Source organism: Natronoarchaeum philippinense (assembly GCF_900215575.1).
GTDB lineage: Archaea > Halobacteriota > Halobacteria > Halobacteriales > Natronoarchaeaceae > Natronoarchaeum > Natronoarchaeum philippinense.
In genome coordinates, this window is the sequence record NZ_OBEJ01000002.1 from 731,342 (window position 1) to 745,696 (window position 14,355).

At 64.7% G+C, this 14,355-nt stretch carries 14 protein-coding genes and 1 pseudogene; 12 read left to right on the top strand and 3 right to left on the bottom strand.

What is annotated here, in order from left to right; translation table 11 throughout:
• Positions 1 to 56 precede the first annotated feature (56 nt).
• The 4 genes and pseudogenes from CRO01_RS10570 to CRO01_RS17170 form a co-directional block, all read left to right on the top strand.
• A complete protein-coding gene (locus CRO01_RS10570; protein WP_097009086.1) occupies positions 57 to 1,736 on the top strand; it encodes an NADH-quinone oxidoreductase subunit D in 1,680 nt (559 codons plus the stop codon).
• Positions 1,733 to 2,809: a complex I subunit 1/NuoH family protein gene (locus tag CRO01_RS10575; protein ID WP_097009087.1), complete on the top strand. Its 1,077-nt coding sequence runs from the start codon at positions 1,733 to 1,735 to the stop codon at positions 2,807 to 2,809. Before CRO01_RS10570 ends, CRO01_RS10575 begins: the two co-directional genes overlap by 4 nt.
• Entirely contained in the window at positions 2,806 to 3,267 is a 462-nt protein-coding gene (locus tag CRO01_RS10580) for a NuoI/complex I 23 kDa subunit family protein (protein WP_097009088.1), read from the top strand. The genes CRO01_RS10575 and CRO01_RS10580 overlap by 4 nt, the downstream gene beginning before the upstream one ends.
• A gap of 146 nt (positions 3,268 to 3,413) precedes the next feature.
• Positions 3,414 to 3,488 (top strand): annotated as a pseudogene (locus tag CRO01_RS17170) (NuoI/complex I 23 kDa subunit family protein); the annotation flags it as partial.
• A gap of 24 nt (positions 3,489 to 3,512) precedes the next feature.
• Here CRO01_RS17170 and CRO01_RS10585 read toward each other — a convergent pair.
• Positions 3,513 to 3,944, bottom strand: coding sequence for a type II toxin-antitoxin system VapC family toxin (locus tag CRO01_RS10585; RefSeq protein ID WP_097009089.1), 432 nt, complete (start codon positions 3,942 to 3,944; stop codon positions 3,513 to 3,515).
• Positions 3,944 to 4,183, bottom strand: coding sequence for an AbrB/MazE/SpoVT family DNA-binding domain-containing protein (locus CRO01_RS10590; RefSeq protein ID WP_097009090.1), 240 nt, complete (start codon positions 4,181 to 4,183; stop codon positions 3,944 to 3,946). Before CRO01_RS10590 ends, CRO01_RS10585 begins: the two co-directional genes overlap by 1 nt.
• 242 nt (positions 4,184 to 4,425) lie before the next feature.
• Between CRO01_RS10590 and CRO01_RS10595 the strand changes: the two genes are divergently transcribed.
• The 8 genes from CRO01_RS10595 to CRO01_RS10630 all read left to right on the top strand — a co-directional run bounded on the left by CRO01_RS10595 (position 4,426) and on the right by CRO01_RS10630 (position 12,997).
• Entirely contained in the window at positions 4,426 to 4,701 is a 276-nt protein-coding gene (locus CRO01_RS10595; RefSeq protein ID WP_097009091.1) for an NADH-quinone oxidoreductase subunit J, read from the top strand.
• A 33-nt stretch (positions 4,702 to 4,734) separates the two neighbouring features.
• Positions 4,735 to 5,070 carry a proton-conducting membrane transporter gene (locus tag CRO01_RS10600; protein WP_097009186.1) on the top strand — a complete coding sequence of 112 codons (336 nt, stop codon included), beginning with the start codon at positions 4,735 to 4,737 and terminating at the stop codon, positions 5,068 to 5,070.
• Entirely contained in the window at positions 5,067 to 5,372 is a 306-nt protein-coding gene (nuoK, locus tag CRO01_RS10605; RefSeq protein ID WP_097009092.1) for an NADH-quinone oxidoreductase subunit NuoK, read from the top strand. Before CRO01_RS10600 ends, nuoK begins: the two co-directional genes overlap by 4 nt.
• Positions 5,373 to 5,375: 3 nt before the next feature.
• Positions 5,376 to 7,427 carry an NADH-quinone oxidoreductase subunit L gene (nuoL, locus tag CRO01_RS10610; protein WP_097009093.1) on the top strand — a complete coding sequence of 684 codons (2,052 nt, stop codon included), beginning with the start codon at positions 5,376 to 5,378 and terminating at the stop codon, positions 7,425 to 7,427.
• On the top strand, positions 7,424 to 8,965 hold the full coding sequence (locus CRO01_RS10615) for a complex I subunit 4 family protein (RefSeq protein WP_097009094.1): 1,542 nt from the start codon (positions 7,424 to 7,426) through the stop codon (positions 8,963 to 8,965). Before nuoL ends, CRO01_RS10615 begins: the two co-directional genes overlap by 4 nt.
• A gap of 2 nt (positions 8,966 to 8,967) precedes the next feature.
• Positions 8,968 to 10,500, top strand: a complete 1,533-nt coding sequence (locus CRO01_RS10620) for an NADH-quinone oxidoreductase subunit N (RefSeq protein ID WP_097009095.1) — start codon at positions 8,968 to 8,970, stop codon at positions 10,498 to 10,500.
• 118 nt (positions 10,501 to 10,618) lie between these two features.
• Positions 10,619 to 12,154 carry a DHH family phosphoesterase gene (locus CRO01_RS10625; RefSeq protein ID WP_097009096.1) on the top strand — a complete coding sequence of 512 codons (1,536 nt, stop codon included), beginning with the start codon at positions 10,619 to 10,621 and terminating at the stop codon, positions 12,152 to 12,154.
• Between the two features lie 45 nt (positions 12,155 to 12,199).
• On the top strand, positions 12,200 to 12,997 hold the full coding sequence (locus tag CRO01_RS10630; protein WP_097009097.1) for a CBS domain-containing protein: 798 nt from the start codon (positions 12,200 to 12,202) through the stop codon (positions 12,995 to 12,997).
• Positions 12,998 to 13,027: 30 nt separating this feature from the next.
• Here the strand turns inward: CRO01_RS10630 and CRO01_RS10635 are convergent, their stop codons facing one another.
• Complete coding sequence (locus CRO01_RS10635) at positions 13,028 to 14,284, bottom strand: Glu/Leu/Phe/Val family dehydrogenase (RefSeq protein WP_097009098.1); 1,257 nt, start codon at positions 14,282 to 14,284, stop codon at positions 13,028 to 13,030.
• Positions 14,285 to 14,355: the final 71 nt, after the last annotated feature.

A 14,355-nucleotide genomic window follows, 5' to 3' on the forward strand; every position in this document is an offset into this window, starting at 1 on the left:
CTACGCTGCGCGGGCTGCGACTCATCTACTCACACTCGACACCGGAGGTGGCTCGCGTGAGCCGCTCCGAGCTCCCCGACACGCCCGAGGTCGGCGTCGACGAGGGCGAAGTCGACTACGACGCGCTCGAATCGCTGCTCGGCGAGTACGTCCTCGAACGCGAGGATCACATCAACGCCGGCGGGTTCGTCATTCGCCCCGACGACGTGCAGGATGTCCTCTCGACGCTGCGCGAGGAGGCCGGCTTCGACCATCTCTCGACGGTCACCGCCCAGCAGTACGAGGATCGCTACGAGTCGATCTACCACCTCAAGAAGTACGACGATCCGACCCAAGAGGTCAACGTCATCGTGCCGACGACGACCGAAAACCCCGTCAGTCAAAGTGGGGCGCCGGTGTTCCGCACCGCCGACTGGCACGAGCGTGAAGCCTACGACCTCGTCGGGATCGAGTACGAGGACCACCCCGACCTGCGTCGCATTCTGCTGCCCGAGACGTGGACGGGCCATCCCCTCGGCGGCGACTACGACCAGACCAAACCGCAGATCGTCTCGCTGACCGAACACGCCAATCCGCTGCAGGAAGACCACCGGGTCGAAGGCGAGGGGACGGACACGATGTTCCTCAACATCGGCCCCCACCACCCCGCGACCCACGGTGTGCTCCACCTCGAAACCGTGCTCGACGGCGAGCAGGTACTCGATGTCGATCCGGATATCGGCTATCTGCACCGCTGCGAGGAGCAGATGTGCCAGCAGGGCACCTACCGCCACCAGATCATGCCCTACCCCGACCGGTGGGACTACATCTCGGCTGGCCTGCTCAACGAGTGGGCGTACGCACGCACGGCCGAGGACCTCGCTGACCTCGACGTGCCCGAGTACGCACAGATCATCCGGACGATGAGCGCCGAGCTGTGCCGGATCGCCTCGCACCTGCTCGCGCTGGCGACGTTCGCGCTGGACATCAACGGCGACTTCACCGCGACGTTCATGTACGCGATCCGCGAGCGCGAGAAGGCCCAGAACATCCTCGAAGACCTCACCGGTCAGCGCCTGATGTTCAACTACTTCCGGCTCGGCGGCGTCGCGTGGGACCTGCCCGAACCCCGCGAGGAGTTCTTCGACAAGATCCGCGATTACCTCAACGAGCTGCCCGAGGCCTCCGAGGAGTTCCACAACCTGCTGACGAACAACGAGATTCTGCAGGCCCGGACGGTCAACACGGGCATTCTCGAGCCCGAGGCCGCAAAGCAGTACGGCGCGACCGGACCGGTCGCCCGCGGCTCCGGCGTCGACTACGACCTCCGGCGGGACGACCCCTACGGCTACTACGACGAGCTCGACTGGGACGTTATCGTCGAGGACGGCTGCGACAACTTCTCGCGCCTGCTCGTCCGCATGCGCGAAGTCGAGGAGTCGGCCAAGATCATCGACCAGTGTGTCGACCTGCTCGAAGACTGGCCCGAGGACGACCGCGAGATCCAGAGCAACGTCCCGCGGACGATCAAGCCCGACCCCGACACCGAAATCTACCGCGCTGTCGAAGGTGCGAAGGGCGAACTCGGCATCTACATCCGCGCCGACGGCACCGACAAGCCCGGCCGGTTCAAGATCCGCAGCCCGTGCTTCTCGAACCTGCAGACGCTGCCGGAGATGGCCGAAGGCGAGTACATCGCCGACCTGATCGCCTCGCTCGGTAGCCTCGACATCGTGCTCGGAGAGGTGGATCGATGACGGCACCGCTCCAGACGTTGATGCCCGAGCAACTCGCCGAGTGGCTCGGACTCGACGCTTACGGTGGGGCTGGCCTGTTCGTCGCCGCCCTCATCGCGTCGGCGCTGGTCGCCTCGCTGATGCTGACCAACGCCGCACTGGCCGGCCCGTGGGCCAAGCGAAAGATCACGGCCGCCTTTACTGACCGGATCGCTGTGAACCGTCACGGTCCGTTCGGTCTGCTCATCATCATCGCCGACGCGGTTCGGCTGATGTCCAAAGAGCTCATCATCCCCGAGGGCGCCGACCGCCCAGCCTACGACATCGGTCCGATGGTCGTCGCTTTCTCGGCGCTACTCGGCTTTGCGGTGATCCCGATGGGATCGATCGCGGGCATCAACTTCCAGATCGCCGATCCCGAGATCGGCCTCGTGTTCGCGTTCGCGATCGCGTCGATCGCCAGTCTCGGTCTGGTGATGTGTGGCTACGCCTCGAACAACAAGTACTCGATGCTGGGCGGTCTGCGCGCGGTCGCACAGAACATCGCCTACGAGATTCCGCTGATCGTCACTGCGGCGTCGGTGGTGCTGTTCTCGGAGTCGCTCCAGATGACCGAGATCGTCGCCGCCCAGACGGAGACGCTCGTCACCATCGCGGGCATCTCGATCCCGTCGTGGTACGCCTTCGTCAACCCGTTCGCGTTCGTACTGTTCCTGACCGCGAACCTCGCTGAAGTCGGTCGGAACCCCTTCGACACGCCGGAGGCGCCGACCGAGATCGTCGCCGGGTATCAGACGGAGTACTCCTCGATCTACTTCGTGCTGATCTACCTCGGCGAGTTCCTCCACATCTTCCTCGGCGGCGCCATTCTGGCGACCGTCTTCCTCGGCGGCCCTGCCGGGCCGGTCCTGCCGGGGCTGGTGTGGATGATCATCAAGATGTGGGCTGTGTTCCTGTTCACCCAGTGGGCGCGGTCGGCGATCCCTCGGGTGCGCATCGACCAGCTTATCGAGATTGGTTGGAAAGGACTGCTGGTTCTGTCCTTTGCTAACCTGGTGCTCACGGCCGTAATCGTGGGGGTGCTGATTGCATGATCGGACTGCTCAAATCCATGGCGACGACGATGAAGCACGCGCTCGACGGTAACACGTTCACCGTCGAGTATCCCGAAGAAGCGCCCGAAGTGTCGCCGCGGTTCCGCGGCGTCCACAAGTTCAGCCAAGAGCGCTGTATCTGGTGTCGGCAGTGCGAGAACGTCTGCCCGAACGACACGATCCAGATCGTCACCGACGACAAGCGCAACGGCGAGCAGTACAACCTCCACATCGGCCAGTGTATCTACTGTCGACTGTGCGAGGAAGTCTGTCCGGTCGACGCCATTCTGTTGACCCAGAACTTCGAGTTCACGGGCGACACGAAAGACGACCTCGTCTACAACAAAGAGCAGCTCAAGTCGGTGCCGTGGTACAAGGACATCGACCCGCTGAACTCGCGTGAACCCGACCGCGACGCGTGGATCGGTGAAGGCGAAGGCGAAGTCGACTACCAGTAATCGTACGACGAGCGCCACCGGCGCGAGTCGTTTCTCCGGACGCGACCGAGCGAAGCGAGTGGAGCGTCCGGCTTTTTGGCCCAGATTTTTCGAGGAGAGGTGTGCGAGCGCAGCGAGCACACCCGACGATGAAAAAGGTGGCATCCGACCCGCTGAACTCGCGTGAACCCGACCGCGACGCGTGGATCGGTGAAGGCGAAGGCGAAGTCGACTACAAGTAGCGCAGTTTCACTTTTCGGGCCGGTCTACTGTTCGTACGGATTTGCTGCTGCGGTCAAGCGAGTGATGTCGTCGAACCGATCGAAGTCATCGTCGAAGCTGTAGAGAAACTCCGTTTCAGTCCGTCGCATGTGAGCGACGAGGATCGCATCAGTGATCTCGACATCGCTCTGCCGGCGAAACACAGTCTGCCCGCGGGCTAGGTCCTCGCGTGCGAGATGGCGGATTCGGAATCCGCTGCTTTCCTCAAGGAACGTCAATGTCTCTACAGCACGATCGGACCCGGCACGCTTCGAGATGGGGTTCAGAATCTCCGGAAGGGTGTAGTTTGTTACGATGCCTCTCGGGAGGCGTCCCGCGTCCATCGCTTCGACGATCGCTGCGGCTTTGTCGTGGTACTGATCCCGCGCACTCCTGAACGCGAAAAGGACGTTGGAGTCGACGATGGCGTCGGCCATCAGGACCAGTCGTAGCCGTCAGTTGCCTCTACGGCGTCCGTTTCACCCATGTCGACGGGATCGAGATCGGATGCCACTCCGTGGCGTTCACGGACGATTTCGGCAACGAGACCATCGTCGTCCTCGGCGTGCCATCGAAGCCGATCACCCGGTTCGAGATCGAGATGCTCGCGGACGGCTTTCGGGATCGTCACAGCAAAGCTCTCGTTGACCGTGGTTTCGTTCTCGTCCGTCGCCATGGGTGGCGATAGTTGGTCCGTGCGCATAACAATTATGCCGACAATTGTTTGATTCGGTGGGCGATAGCTTCGCGCGCGAGCGGCGCCGGACGCCATCGCTATCGTTCGGCCGGCCTGACACGGCAATATCGACCAGCGTTTCCAGACTGAGCCGGGAGAGTCGACCGGAACAGCGGCATTGAGCGGTCGATCTCCGAACAGTCTCGAAATCTTCAAAGGGCATCCGCGACGAGAGGGTACTAATGGCACTTGATTACATCGCGTTCGCGCTGTTCGCACTCCTGACGGTCGGGAGCAGCGCCGGGGCGGTGCTGATGCGGGACGTGTGGCACGCCGCACTCCTGCTCGGCGTCGCGCTGACCAGCGTGGCGGGGTTCTACGTGATGCTGCAAGCCGAGTTCCTTGCAGTCATCCAGATCCTCGTTTACATCGGCGGCGTGTTGATCCTGATCACGTTCGGCGTGATGCTGACACGTGGACGCGAACCGGACGAGGAGGTGACACGGCATGGTAGCTGACGTGGCGACCGGCCGTTCGCGGAGGTGGTGTCGGTGAGCAAGCCCGAGTTCCGCGTCGGCTCGCACCTGTTGCCGGGCCTCGTCGCAGTGGCGCTGTTCGCCGTAATGGCGACGGTGTTCCTCGGCGCTGGGTTCGCCGCGCCGGCCGGCTTCGGCGACGCCTCGGTGATGGAGGCGATCGGGTTCGCGCTACTGGATATCGACGCCGCAGACGGCGTTCCCGTTGATGGATTCCTCGTCGCGTTCATCCTGATCGCCGTGGTGCTCGACGCCGCGCTCGACGGCGCGATCATGCTCGCACGAACCGAGGACGACGAGGGAACGGCCCCGCTAGAGACCGACGGCGGCGAGCGAGGTGAGGACCGATGACGGTCCCGATGAACTACTACTTGGTGCTGTCGGCCGCGGTGTTTTGCATCGGGCTGTTCGGCGTCCTCACGCGACGGAACGCGATTATGTTCCTGATCTCCGTCGAGTTGATGCTCAACGCCGCGAACATCAATCTGATCGCGTTCTCGTACTTCCACGGGAACCTCACCGGACAGGTGTTCGCCCTGTTTACGATCGCACTGGCTGCAGCGGAGGTCGCCATCGGTATCGGGATCATCCTGGTGCTGGTGCGGAACTTCCGCAACGTGGACGTTCGGAAAGCAACGACAATGAGGTGGTAATAGATGGCGTTCGAATACGTTCCGGCGATCGCCGCACTCCCGTTCGTATCGTTCCTGCTCGCGCTGGTCGCGGGCAAGTATATGCCCAAAGGCGGCGCGTTCGGTGGTATCGCCGCCACGGCCGGGTCGCTCGTGCTGTCTGTGCTGACGTTCGTCCAGGTCCGGGGTAACGGATCTCATCAGGAGACGCTGTACACGTGGGTCAGTCCCGACGCCGCCGGCGCACCGGAGCTGACCTTCGGCATTCTGGTCGATCCGCTGTCCTCGCTGATGCTGGTCATCGTCTCGCTGGTCGCGCTGCTGGTCCACGTGTTCAGCTTGGGCTACATGAACGACGAGGGCGAGACGGGCCTGCCACGGTACTACGCCGGGCTGGGTCTCTTTACGTTCAGCATGCTCTCGTTCGTGTTCGCCGACAACCTGCTGATGGCGTTCATGTTCTTCGAGCTGGTGGGCCTGTGCTCGTTCCTGCTGATCGGGTTCCACTTCCGCACGGAGAGCGCGCCGTCGGCCGCGAAGAAGGCGTTCTTGGTCACCCGCTTCGGTGACTACTTCTTCCTGATCGGCGTCGTCGGCATCCTAGCGACGTTCGGCACGACACAGTTCGCGGGCGCCGAGTCGTTCCCCGCGATCGCCGAGCAGGTGCTTTCCCCTGAAGGGAGTGCCGAGATCACAACGTACCTCGGCTTCGACCCGCAGACGTGGTTCACGATTCTGGGCCTGCTGGTGCTGGGCGGCGTCGTCGGTAAGTCCGCGCAGTTCCCGCTTCACACGTGGCTCCCCGACGCGATGGAGGGCCCGACGCCCGTCTCCGCGCTGATCCACGCCGCGACGATGGTCGCGGCCGGCGTGTACCTCGTCGCGCGGATGTACGGCTTCTACGCGCTCAGCCCGACCGCGCTGGCGATCATCGCCTTCGTCGGCGGCTTCACCGCACTGTTCGCGGCGACGATGGGCGTCGTCAAGAACGAGCTCAAGCAGGTGCTGGCGTACTCGACGATCTCGCAGTACGGGTATATGATGCTCGCGCTGGGGTCGGGTGGCTACGTCGCCGCGGTCTTCCACCTGATGACCCACGCGTTCTTCAAGGCGCTGCTGTTCCTCGGCGCCGGGTCGGTGATCATCGCCATGCACCACAACGAGGACATGTGGGACATGGGCGGTCTCAAGGACAAGATGCCCGTGACCTACGCGACCTTCCTCGCGGGCTCGCTCGCGCTCGCGGGCATCTTCCCGTTCTCGGGCTTCTGGTCGAAAGACGAAGTGCTCTACGAGGCGCTGGCTCACGGTCTGGGTGGCTCGACGCTGCTCTTTGCCGCCTGGGCGATGGGCCTGCTCGCCGTCTTCTTCACCGGCTTCTACACCTTCCGTATGGTGTTTCTCACCTTCCACGGCGAACCGCGCTCGGACACGGCGCGTGACCCCCACGGCGTTCGCTGGAACGTCAAGGGGCCACTGACCGTGCTCGGGACGCTGGCGGTCGTCGCCGGCTTCGTCAACATGGTGCCGGTCCAGAAGGTACTCGGCATCAAGGGCATCGACTACCTGCACGGGTGGCTCGACAGTCAGTCCGGCGAGTTCGCCGCGCTGTCGGCCCACCACTACGGAAACCTGCTCCACGACTTCGCGCACTACTCGGCCGGGACGATCCTCGGCGGCGTGGTGCCGACCGTGCTGATCTCGGCGGGGCTCTCGCTGGGGCTCGCACTGGCCGGCGTCGGTCTGGCGTACTTCCTGTACAACGTCGCCAGCCCCGAACCCCACACCGAGAACCTCGGGTCGGTCCGGGAGGTGCTCTTTAGCAACTACTACTTGGACGAGTTCCAAGTGTGGCTCGCCGAGGGCGTCACGATGCAGACCGCCCGAGCCGCGGACACGTTCGACCAAGGCGTCGTCGACGGCGTCGTCAACGGCGCCAGCAGCGTCAGCCTGTTCAGCGGCGATCGGATCCGTCGCATCCAAACCGGTATCGTCACGAACTACGCGGCGCTGCTCGCGTTGAGCCTCGTCGTGCTTATCGTCGCCTTCGGCCTCGCCGGAGGGTGGTTGCTATGATGATCGAAGCGCTTATCGCAGTTTGTCTGGTCGGCGCGGCCGCGGTGTTCCTAGCACCCGACAGGTACGCCGGCCGCCTGGCCTTCGGCGTCAGCCTGCTCCCGGTCGTCGGGAGCCTGTTCATGTACAGCCAGTTCGACGCCAGCGGGAACGCCCTGCTCGCGTCGTCCGAAAACGTCGCGTTCTACACGCGAACGACGTGGATCGAGGTCGGGAACTTGTTCCGCCTCGATTGGCACGTCGGCCTCGACGGCATCAGCATGCCGCTGCTCGCGCTCACGACGATCCTGACGACGCTTGCGATCGTCAGCGCGTGGACGCCGATCGACGAGCGCCAGTCCCAGTTCTACGGGCTGGTGCTGTTCATGGAGGCGGCCCTGATCGGCGTGTTCTCCGCGCTTGACTTCTTCGTCTGGTTCGTCTTCTGGGAGGCCGTTCTGATCCCGATGTACTTCCTCATCGGCGTCTGGGGCGGTCCGCGCCGGAAGTACGCCGCGATCAAGTTCTTCGTCTACACGAACATCGCGTCGCTCGTGATGTTCATCGGCTACGTCGCGCTCGTGATCGGGCTCGGCATCGACACGTTCGACATGGCTGACGTGGCGACGGCGTTGGTGGTCAACGACGCCGCCCCGAGCGCGTTCCCGGGCATCTCCGCGGGCGCGCTCAAAACGGCCGTGTTCTTTGCGATGTTCGCCGGGTTCGCGGTGAAGGTGCCCGTCGTTCCGGTCCACACGTGGCTGCCGGACGCCCACGTCGAGGCGCCGACCCCGGTGTCGGTGCTGCTGGCGGGCGTCCTCCTGAAGATGGGGACCTACGCCCTGCTCCGGTTCAACTTCACGATGCTGGCGGACGTGGCCACCGAGTTCGCGTGGCTGCTCGCCGGCCTCGCCGTGATCTCGGTGATCTACGGCGCGATGCTGGCGCTGGCCCAGCAGGACCTCAAGCGAATCGTCGCGTACTCCTCGGTCTCCTCGATGGGGTACGTGATCCTCGGACTCGTCGCCTACACCGTCTACGGCGTCGGCGGCGCGACGTTCCAGATGGTCAGCCACGGCCTGATTTCCGGGCTGATGTTCATGGCGGTCGGCGTCATCTACAACACGACCCACACCCGGATGGTGACGGACATGTCCGGACTGGCCGATCGGATGCCCATCACGACGGGCATCTTCCTCGCGGGCGCCTTCGGCTATATGGGCCTGCCGCTGATGAGCGGGTTCGCAGCCGAGTTCTACGTGTTCGCGGGCGCCTTCGGCGCCACCGAGTCGATCGGCACGTACGCGCCGGTCTTCACCGGGCTGGCGATGTTCGGCATCGTCATCGTTGCAGGCTACCTGCTGTTTGCGATGCAGCGGACGCTGTTCGGGCCGTTCAGTCTGGAGACCGACTACGAGGTGACGCGCGCACCGGCACACGACGTGTTGCCGCTGTTCACGCTGCTCGGACTCGTGATCCTGCTGGGCGTTGCACCCGAGTTGGCCTTCGAGATGATTCGTGACGCCGTCGGAGCGATTCCGGCGGTGGGAGGTGCATAACAATGGCTGAAATAGCAATCTCAGACCTCGACACGTACAGGGTGCTCGCACCGGTGTTGCTGCTGGTCGGGACGGCGATCCTGACGTTCCTGATCGACAGCATCGACCCCGATTCGACGAGCTACCGGCTGGTCGCCGGCACGTCGATCGCGGGCACGCTGGCGGCGCTCGGCATGACGATCTGGTATATCGGCATCGGCGTCGGCGTCGGCGGCGATCCGGAACAAGCGGGCGTTCAGGGGCTGTTCGAGCTGTTCGGCGGCGCCCTGATCGTCGACCAGATGGCGCTGTTCTTCGTCGCCGTCGTCACCAGCGTCACCGCGCTGGTGTTGATCGCCAGCTACGACTATCTCGACGGCCAGCCCCACGCGGGCGAGTTCTACTCGCTTGTGCTGCTGGCCGCGACCGGGATGGCGACGATGGCGATGGCCGACAGTTTCGTCACCGCATTCATCGCGCTCGAGCTGGCGAGCCTGCCGTCGTTCGCACTGGTCGCGTTCCTCAAACACGATCGCGGGAGCGTCGAAGCCGGTCTGAAATACTTCCTGATCGGCGCGCTGTCCTCGGCGATCTTCCTGTACGGCATCAGTCTGGTGTACGTCTCCACCGGCCACCTCGCGTTCGGCGAGGTCGCAACGCAGGTCGCAGAGGGCGGGTTCGACCAAGGCATCCTCGCGCTCGGCGTGTTGATGATCGTGGGCGGGCTGGCCTACAAGACTGCTTCCGTCCCCTTCCACTTCTGGGCGCCCGAGGCCTACGAGGGCGCGCCCGCACCGATCAGCGCCTTCCTCTCTTCGGCGTCGAAGGCCGCCGGCTTCGTGCTGGCGTTCCGCGTGTTCGCCGAAGCGTTCCCGATCGCGTCGGTCGCCAACGGGATCGAGTGGATGCTCGTCTTTCAGGTGCTGGCCGTCGTTACGATGGTGCTTGGCAACTTCGCCGCAGCAGTTCAGGAGAACGTCAAGCGGATGCTGGCGTACTCCTCGGTCGGCCACGCCGGCTACGCCCTGATCGGGCTGGCAGCCCTGACCAGCGGCGGCGCGTACAACGAGTTCGTTCTCGGAAGTGCCATGCTGCACCTGCTGGTCTACGGCTTCATGAACACCGGCGCGTTCCTGTTTATCGCGCTGGCCGAACACTGGGAGGTCGGTCGCACCTTCGAGGACTTCAACGGACTGGCCACGAAGGCGCCGGTCGCCTCGCTGGCGATGACCGTGTTCCTGTTTAACCTCGCAGGGCTGCCGATCGGCGCCGGCTTCATCAGCAAGTACTTCCTGTTCGGATCGGCGGTCACGAACGGGATCTGGTGGCTCGCCGCGGTCGGCGCCATCACGAGCGCGCTGTCGCTGTACTACTACTCGCGGCTGGCCAAGGCGATGTGGATCGAGGATCCCGCCGACGATCTGGAGATCACCAGTCAGCCGGTCGGGCTCTACACCGCCGTCATCGCGGCGGCGGTCGTGACGGTCGTGCTGCTGGTGGCGTTCAACCCCGTCGTCTCGACGGCGGTCGACGCCGCCGCCGCGCTGCTGGCCTGACGCCGCGGACGGTCGCCTGACCGTTGGCCGCAACCGATTTCGTCGACGCGATTCTTCTGATGCGGCCGCTCGTTCTCGGAGACGGTAGGTTTTAACCACAGGCCCGGATACGGAGGATATGGTCACTCGGCTCGTTCTAGGGAGTGGCGCCGTCTGTCAGGCGCTCGTCGAGCGAGTCGTCGAGAGCGGCGGCCGCCTCCGTGTGATCACCGACGACACGGAGCGCATCGACACGCTTCGGGGGGACGGGCGACGGGTCACTGATGCCGACCCGACCGATCCGGAGACGCTCGAATCGGCCCATCCTGACGCCGAAGTGGTGTTCGTCGGTAGCGACGATCCCGCGCGAAACGCGACGATCGCACGCGTCGCGCGGACTGTGTATCCCGGCGCGTTGATCGTCGCCTACACCGGCTATCGGCCCAGCGACGCCCAGCGACGCCGGATCGACCGGCACGCGGACCAGCTGATCGATCCCGGAACCGCGACCGCTGACAGAGTGCTCGAACTCGTCTCGGGCGATACGGGCAAGCGGGCGCGCGAACTACGACGAACGTTGCAGTCGATCGAGGGTCCGATCGCGGTCGTCGCCCACGACAACCCCGACCCCGACGCCATCGCCAGCGCGCTGGCGCTGACCCAACTGGCCGGCGCCGTCGGCGCGGACGCCGAAGCGTGTTACTACGGCGACATTTCACATCAGGAGAACCGAGCGCTCGTCAACCTGCTCGATCTCGACCTGCGGCGACTCGACCCCGACGACCCCGAACATCTCTCGGAGTTCGAGGGGTTCGCACTGGTCGACCACAGCCGACCGGGGGTCAACGATCAACTGCCGGAGACGCTGTCGGTCGACGTTGTGATCGACCACCACCCGCCTCGCGGTCCGGTCGACGCCGACTTCGTCGATCTGCGCCACAGCGTCGGCGCGACGAGCACGCTCTTGACTGAGTATTTCACCGAGTTCGGGCTCGAAATCGACGAGACGGTCGCTACGGCGCTGCTGTACGGCATCCGGATCGACACGTGGGATTTCACCCGCGAAGTCTCCCAGTCCGACTTCGAGGCAGCCGGCACGCTCGTCCCCCACGCCGACATCGCGCTGCTCGAACGCGTCGAGTCGCCGAACGTCTCGGGAGACACGCTCGAAACGGTCGCCAGCGCGATTCGCAACCGCGACCAGCGCGGCTCGATCCTGACGAGCTTCGTCGGCGAGTTGGCCGACCGCGATGCCCTCGCCCAAGCCGCCGACAAACTGCTCGATATGGACGGCGTGACGACGACTGTCGCGTTCGGGCTCTTGGACGGCGTCGTCTACGTGTCGGCGCGGGCCCAAGGGTCGTCACTGGATCTCGGCGAGACGCTCCGTCTAGCGTACAATCAGATCGGGAGCGCGGGCGGACACACGGACATGGCGGGCGCCCAGATCCCCGTCGGGATGCTATCGACGGCCGACGAGGACGGCGATGCGGCCCGGGACGCGATCGAGGCTGTGATCAGGGATCGCTTCTACGACGCCCTGCGCGAGCGGCCGTTCGAGCTTCCACAGGAGCACGTCTCGGCGATTGCCGAGTTCGACTTCCCGCTTCGTTTGGCGGACGACAGTGGCGGACTGGCCCCCGACAGCGGCGGCGAGTACGTCGACGAGGAGTAACGGGCCGAGACAGGTTTTTCGTTGCTGGAGCCGATCTGTGCTCACATGGGGGTAGCCGACACGACCGGCAAGGCGCGGGTCAGCGAGTACATGACCCAAGACGTCGTCACAGTTGCACCGGACGATACGGTCGCAGACGTGGCGACCCAGATCGCCGAGAGCGACGAGCACAGCGGCTTTCCGGTCTGTGAGCGACGCCGAGTAGAGGGCTTCGTCAGCGCGCGCGACCTGTTGCTCGCTGACGACGACGACCCGCTGTTTAAGGTGATGACGACGGACCTGATCGTCGCCCACCCGGAAATGAAGGTCAACGAGGCCGCGCGCGTCATACTGCGCTCGGGCATCCAGAAGCTCCCGGTCGTCGACGACGCGGGCAATCTCGTCGGGATCATCAGCAACGCCGACGTGATCCGGAGCCAGATCGAGCGCGCGACGCCGGAGAAGGTCGGCAAACTGATGCGGACCTTAGAGAACATCCACGGCGTCGAGTTGCGCCAAGAGCGTCGAACGGTCGCACTCGACGCGCTGACGCCGACGCAGGGGAAAGTGTACGCCGACGAACTCGAAGGCCGACGCTACGAGCTCGAACACGGCCTCGCGGAGCCGCTGGTCGTCATCGACAACGGCGGCGAGTTGCTGCTGGCCGACGGCCACCATCGGGTGCTGGCCGCCGATCGGGTCGGCGTCGACGAGATGGACGCCTACGTCATCGTGATCGACCCGGCGCTCGAACTAGGGATGCAGCGAACGGCGGACCGCGAGGGGCTGGAATCGCTCGACGACGTCGAGGTCGTCGACTACGCGCGACATCCGCTGGTCGAGACTACCGAACGGCTGCAGTAAAAAACGGAATCGGTCGTTAGCGAGCCGAACTCAGGGCCAGTTGCCCGACTGCTCGTAGGAGTCGACGACGCGCTGGATCGCCACGACGTAGGCGGCCACGCGCATGCTCGGCAGGTCGTGCTCCTCGTAGGCGTCGACGAGCGTGTCGAACTGCTCGACGATGATGTCTTCGAGGCGCTCGTTGACGGTGTCCTCGTCCCAGTAGAAGCGCTGGCGGTTCTGGACCCACTCGAAGTAGCTCACGGTGACGCCGCCGGCGTTGGCGAGGATGTCCGGCACGGTCAGCACGTCCTTGTCCTCGAGCACGGTGTCGCCTTCGGGCGTGATCGGGCCGTTGGCGGCCTCGGAGATCACGTCGGCCTGGATGTCGTGGGCGAGGTCCTCGTCGATGGCGTTTTCGAGCGCGGCGGGGACCAGCAGGTCCACGTCGAGCGTCAGCAGTTCGTCGTTGCTGACTTCCTCCTCGGCCTCGCTGTAGCCGACGACGCTGCCGGTTTCGCGCTTGTGCTGCTTGGCGTCGACGGGGTCGAAGCCGTCGGCGTTGTAGATGCCGCCGCTGGAGTCCGACACTGCGACCACGTCGGCGCCCATCTCGTCGATGAGCTTCGCGGTGATCCAGCCGGCGTTCCCGTAACCCTGCACGGCGACGGTGGCGCCCTCGACGTCCTTGTCGAGGTAGTCGAAGGCCTCGCGGGCGGCGATGACCGTCGAGCGGCCGGTCGCCTCGACGCGGCCCTCACTGCCGCCGCTGGAGATGTCCTTGCCCGTGATGACGCCGGGCTCGGTCGTGTTTTCGAGGGTCTCGTAGGTGTCCTTGATCCAGTTCATCTCCCGCTGGCCCGTGTTCACGTCGGGCGCGGGAACGTCCTTGTCCTCGCCGATCAGGGGCGTGATCTCCTCGGCGAACGCGCGGGTGATGCGTTCGAGTTCGCTCTCGGAGTACTGGTCGGGGTCGATGATGATGCCGCCCTTGCCGCCGCCCAGCGGGATGCCGACGGTCGCCGTCTTGTAGGCCATCCAGCCCGACAGCGCGCGTACCTCGTCGCGGGATACCTGCGGGTGGTAGCGGATGCCGCCCTTGTAGGGGCCGCGGTCGCCGTTGAACTGCGATCGGAACGCCTTGAAGACCTCGATCGAGCCGTCGTCCATCTCGACCGAAAGGTTCGTCTCGAGCACGCGCTCGGGGTGCTTGAGGCGCTCGATGACGTCGTCGCCGACGTCGAGGTACTCGGCGGCCTCGTCGATCTGCTCTTGCAGACTCTCGAACGGGTTCGCTTCTTCTGCCATACGTCCGCATGGTAGGAGATGCGGGTTAAGACTAGCGGTATACAATGCTCCTTGATAGTATATATATACCC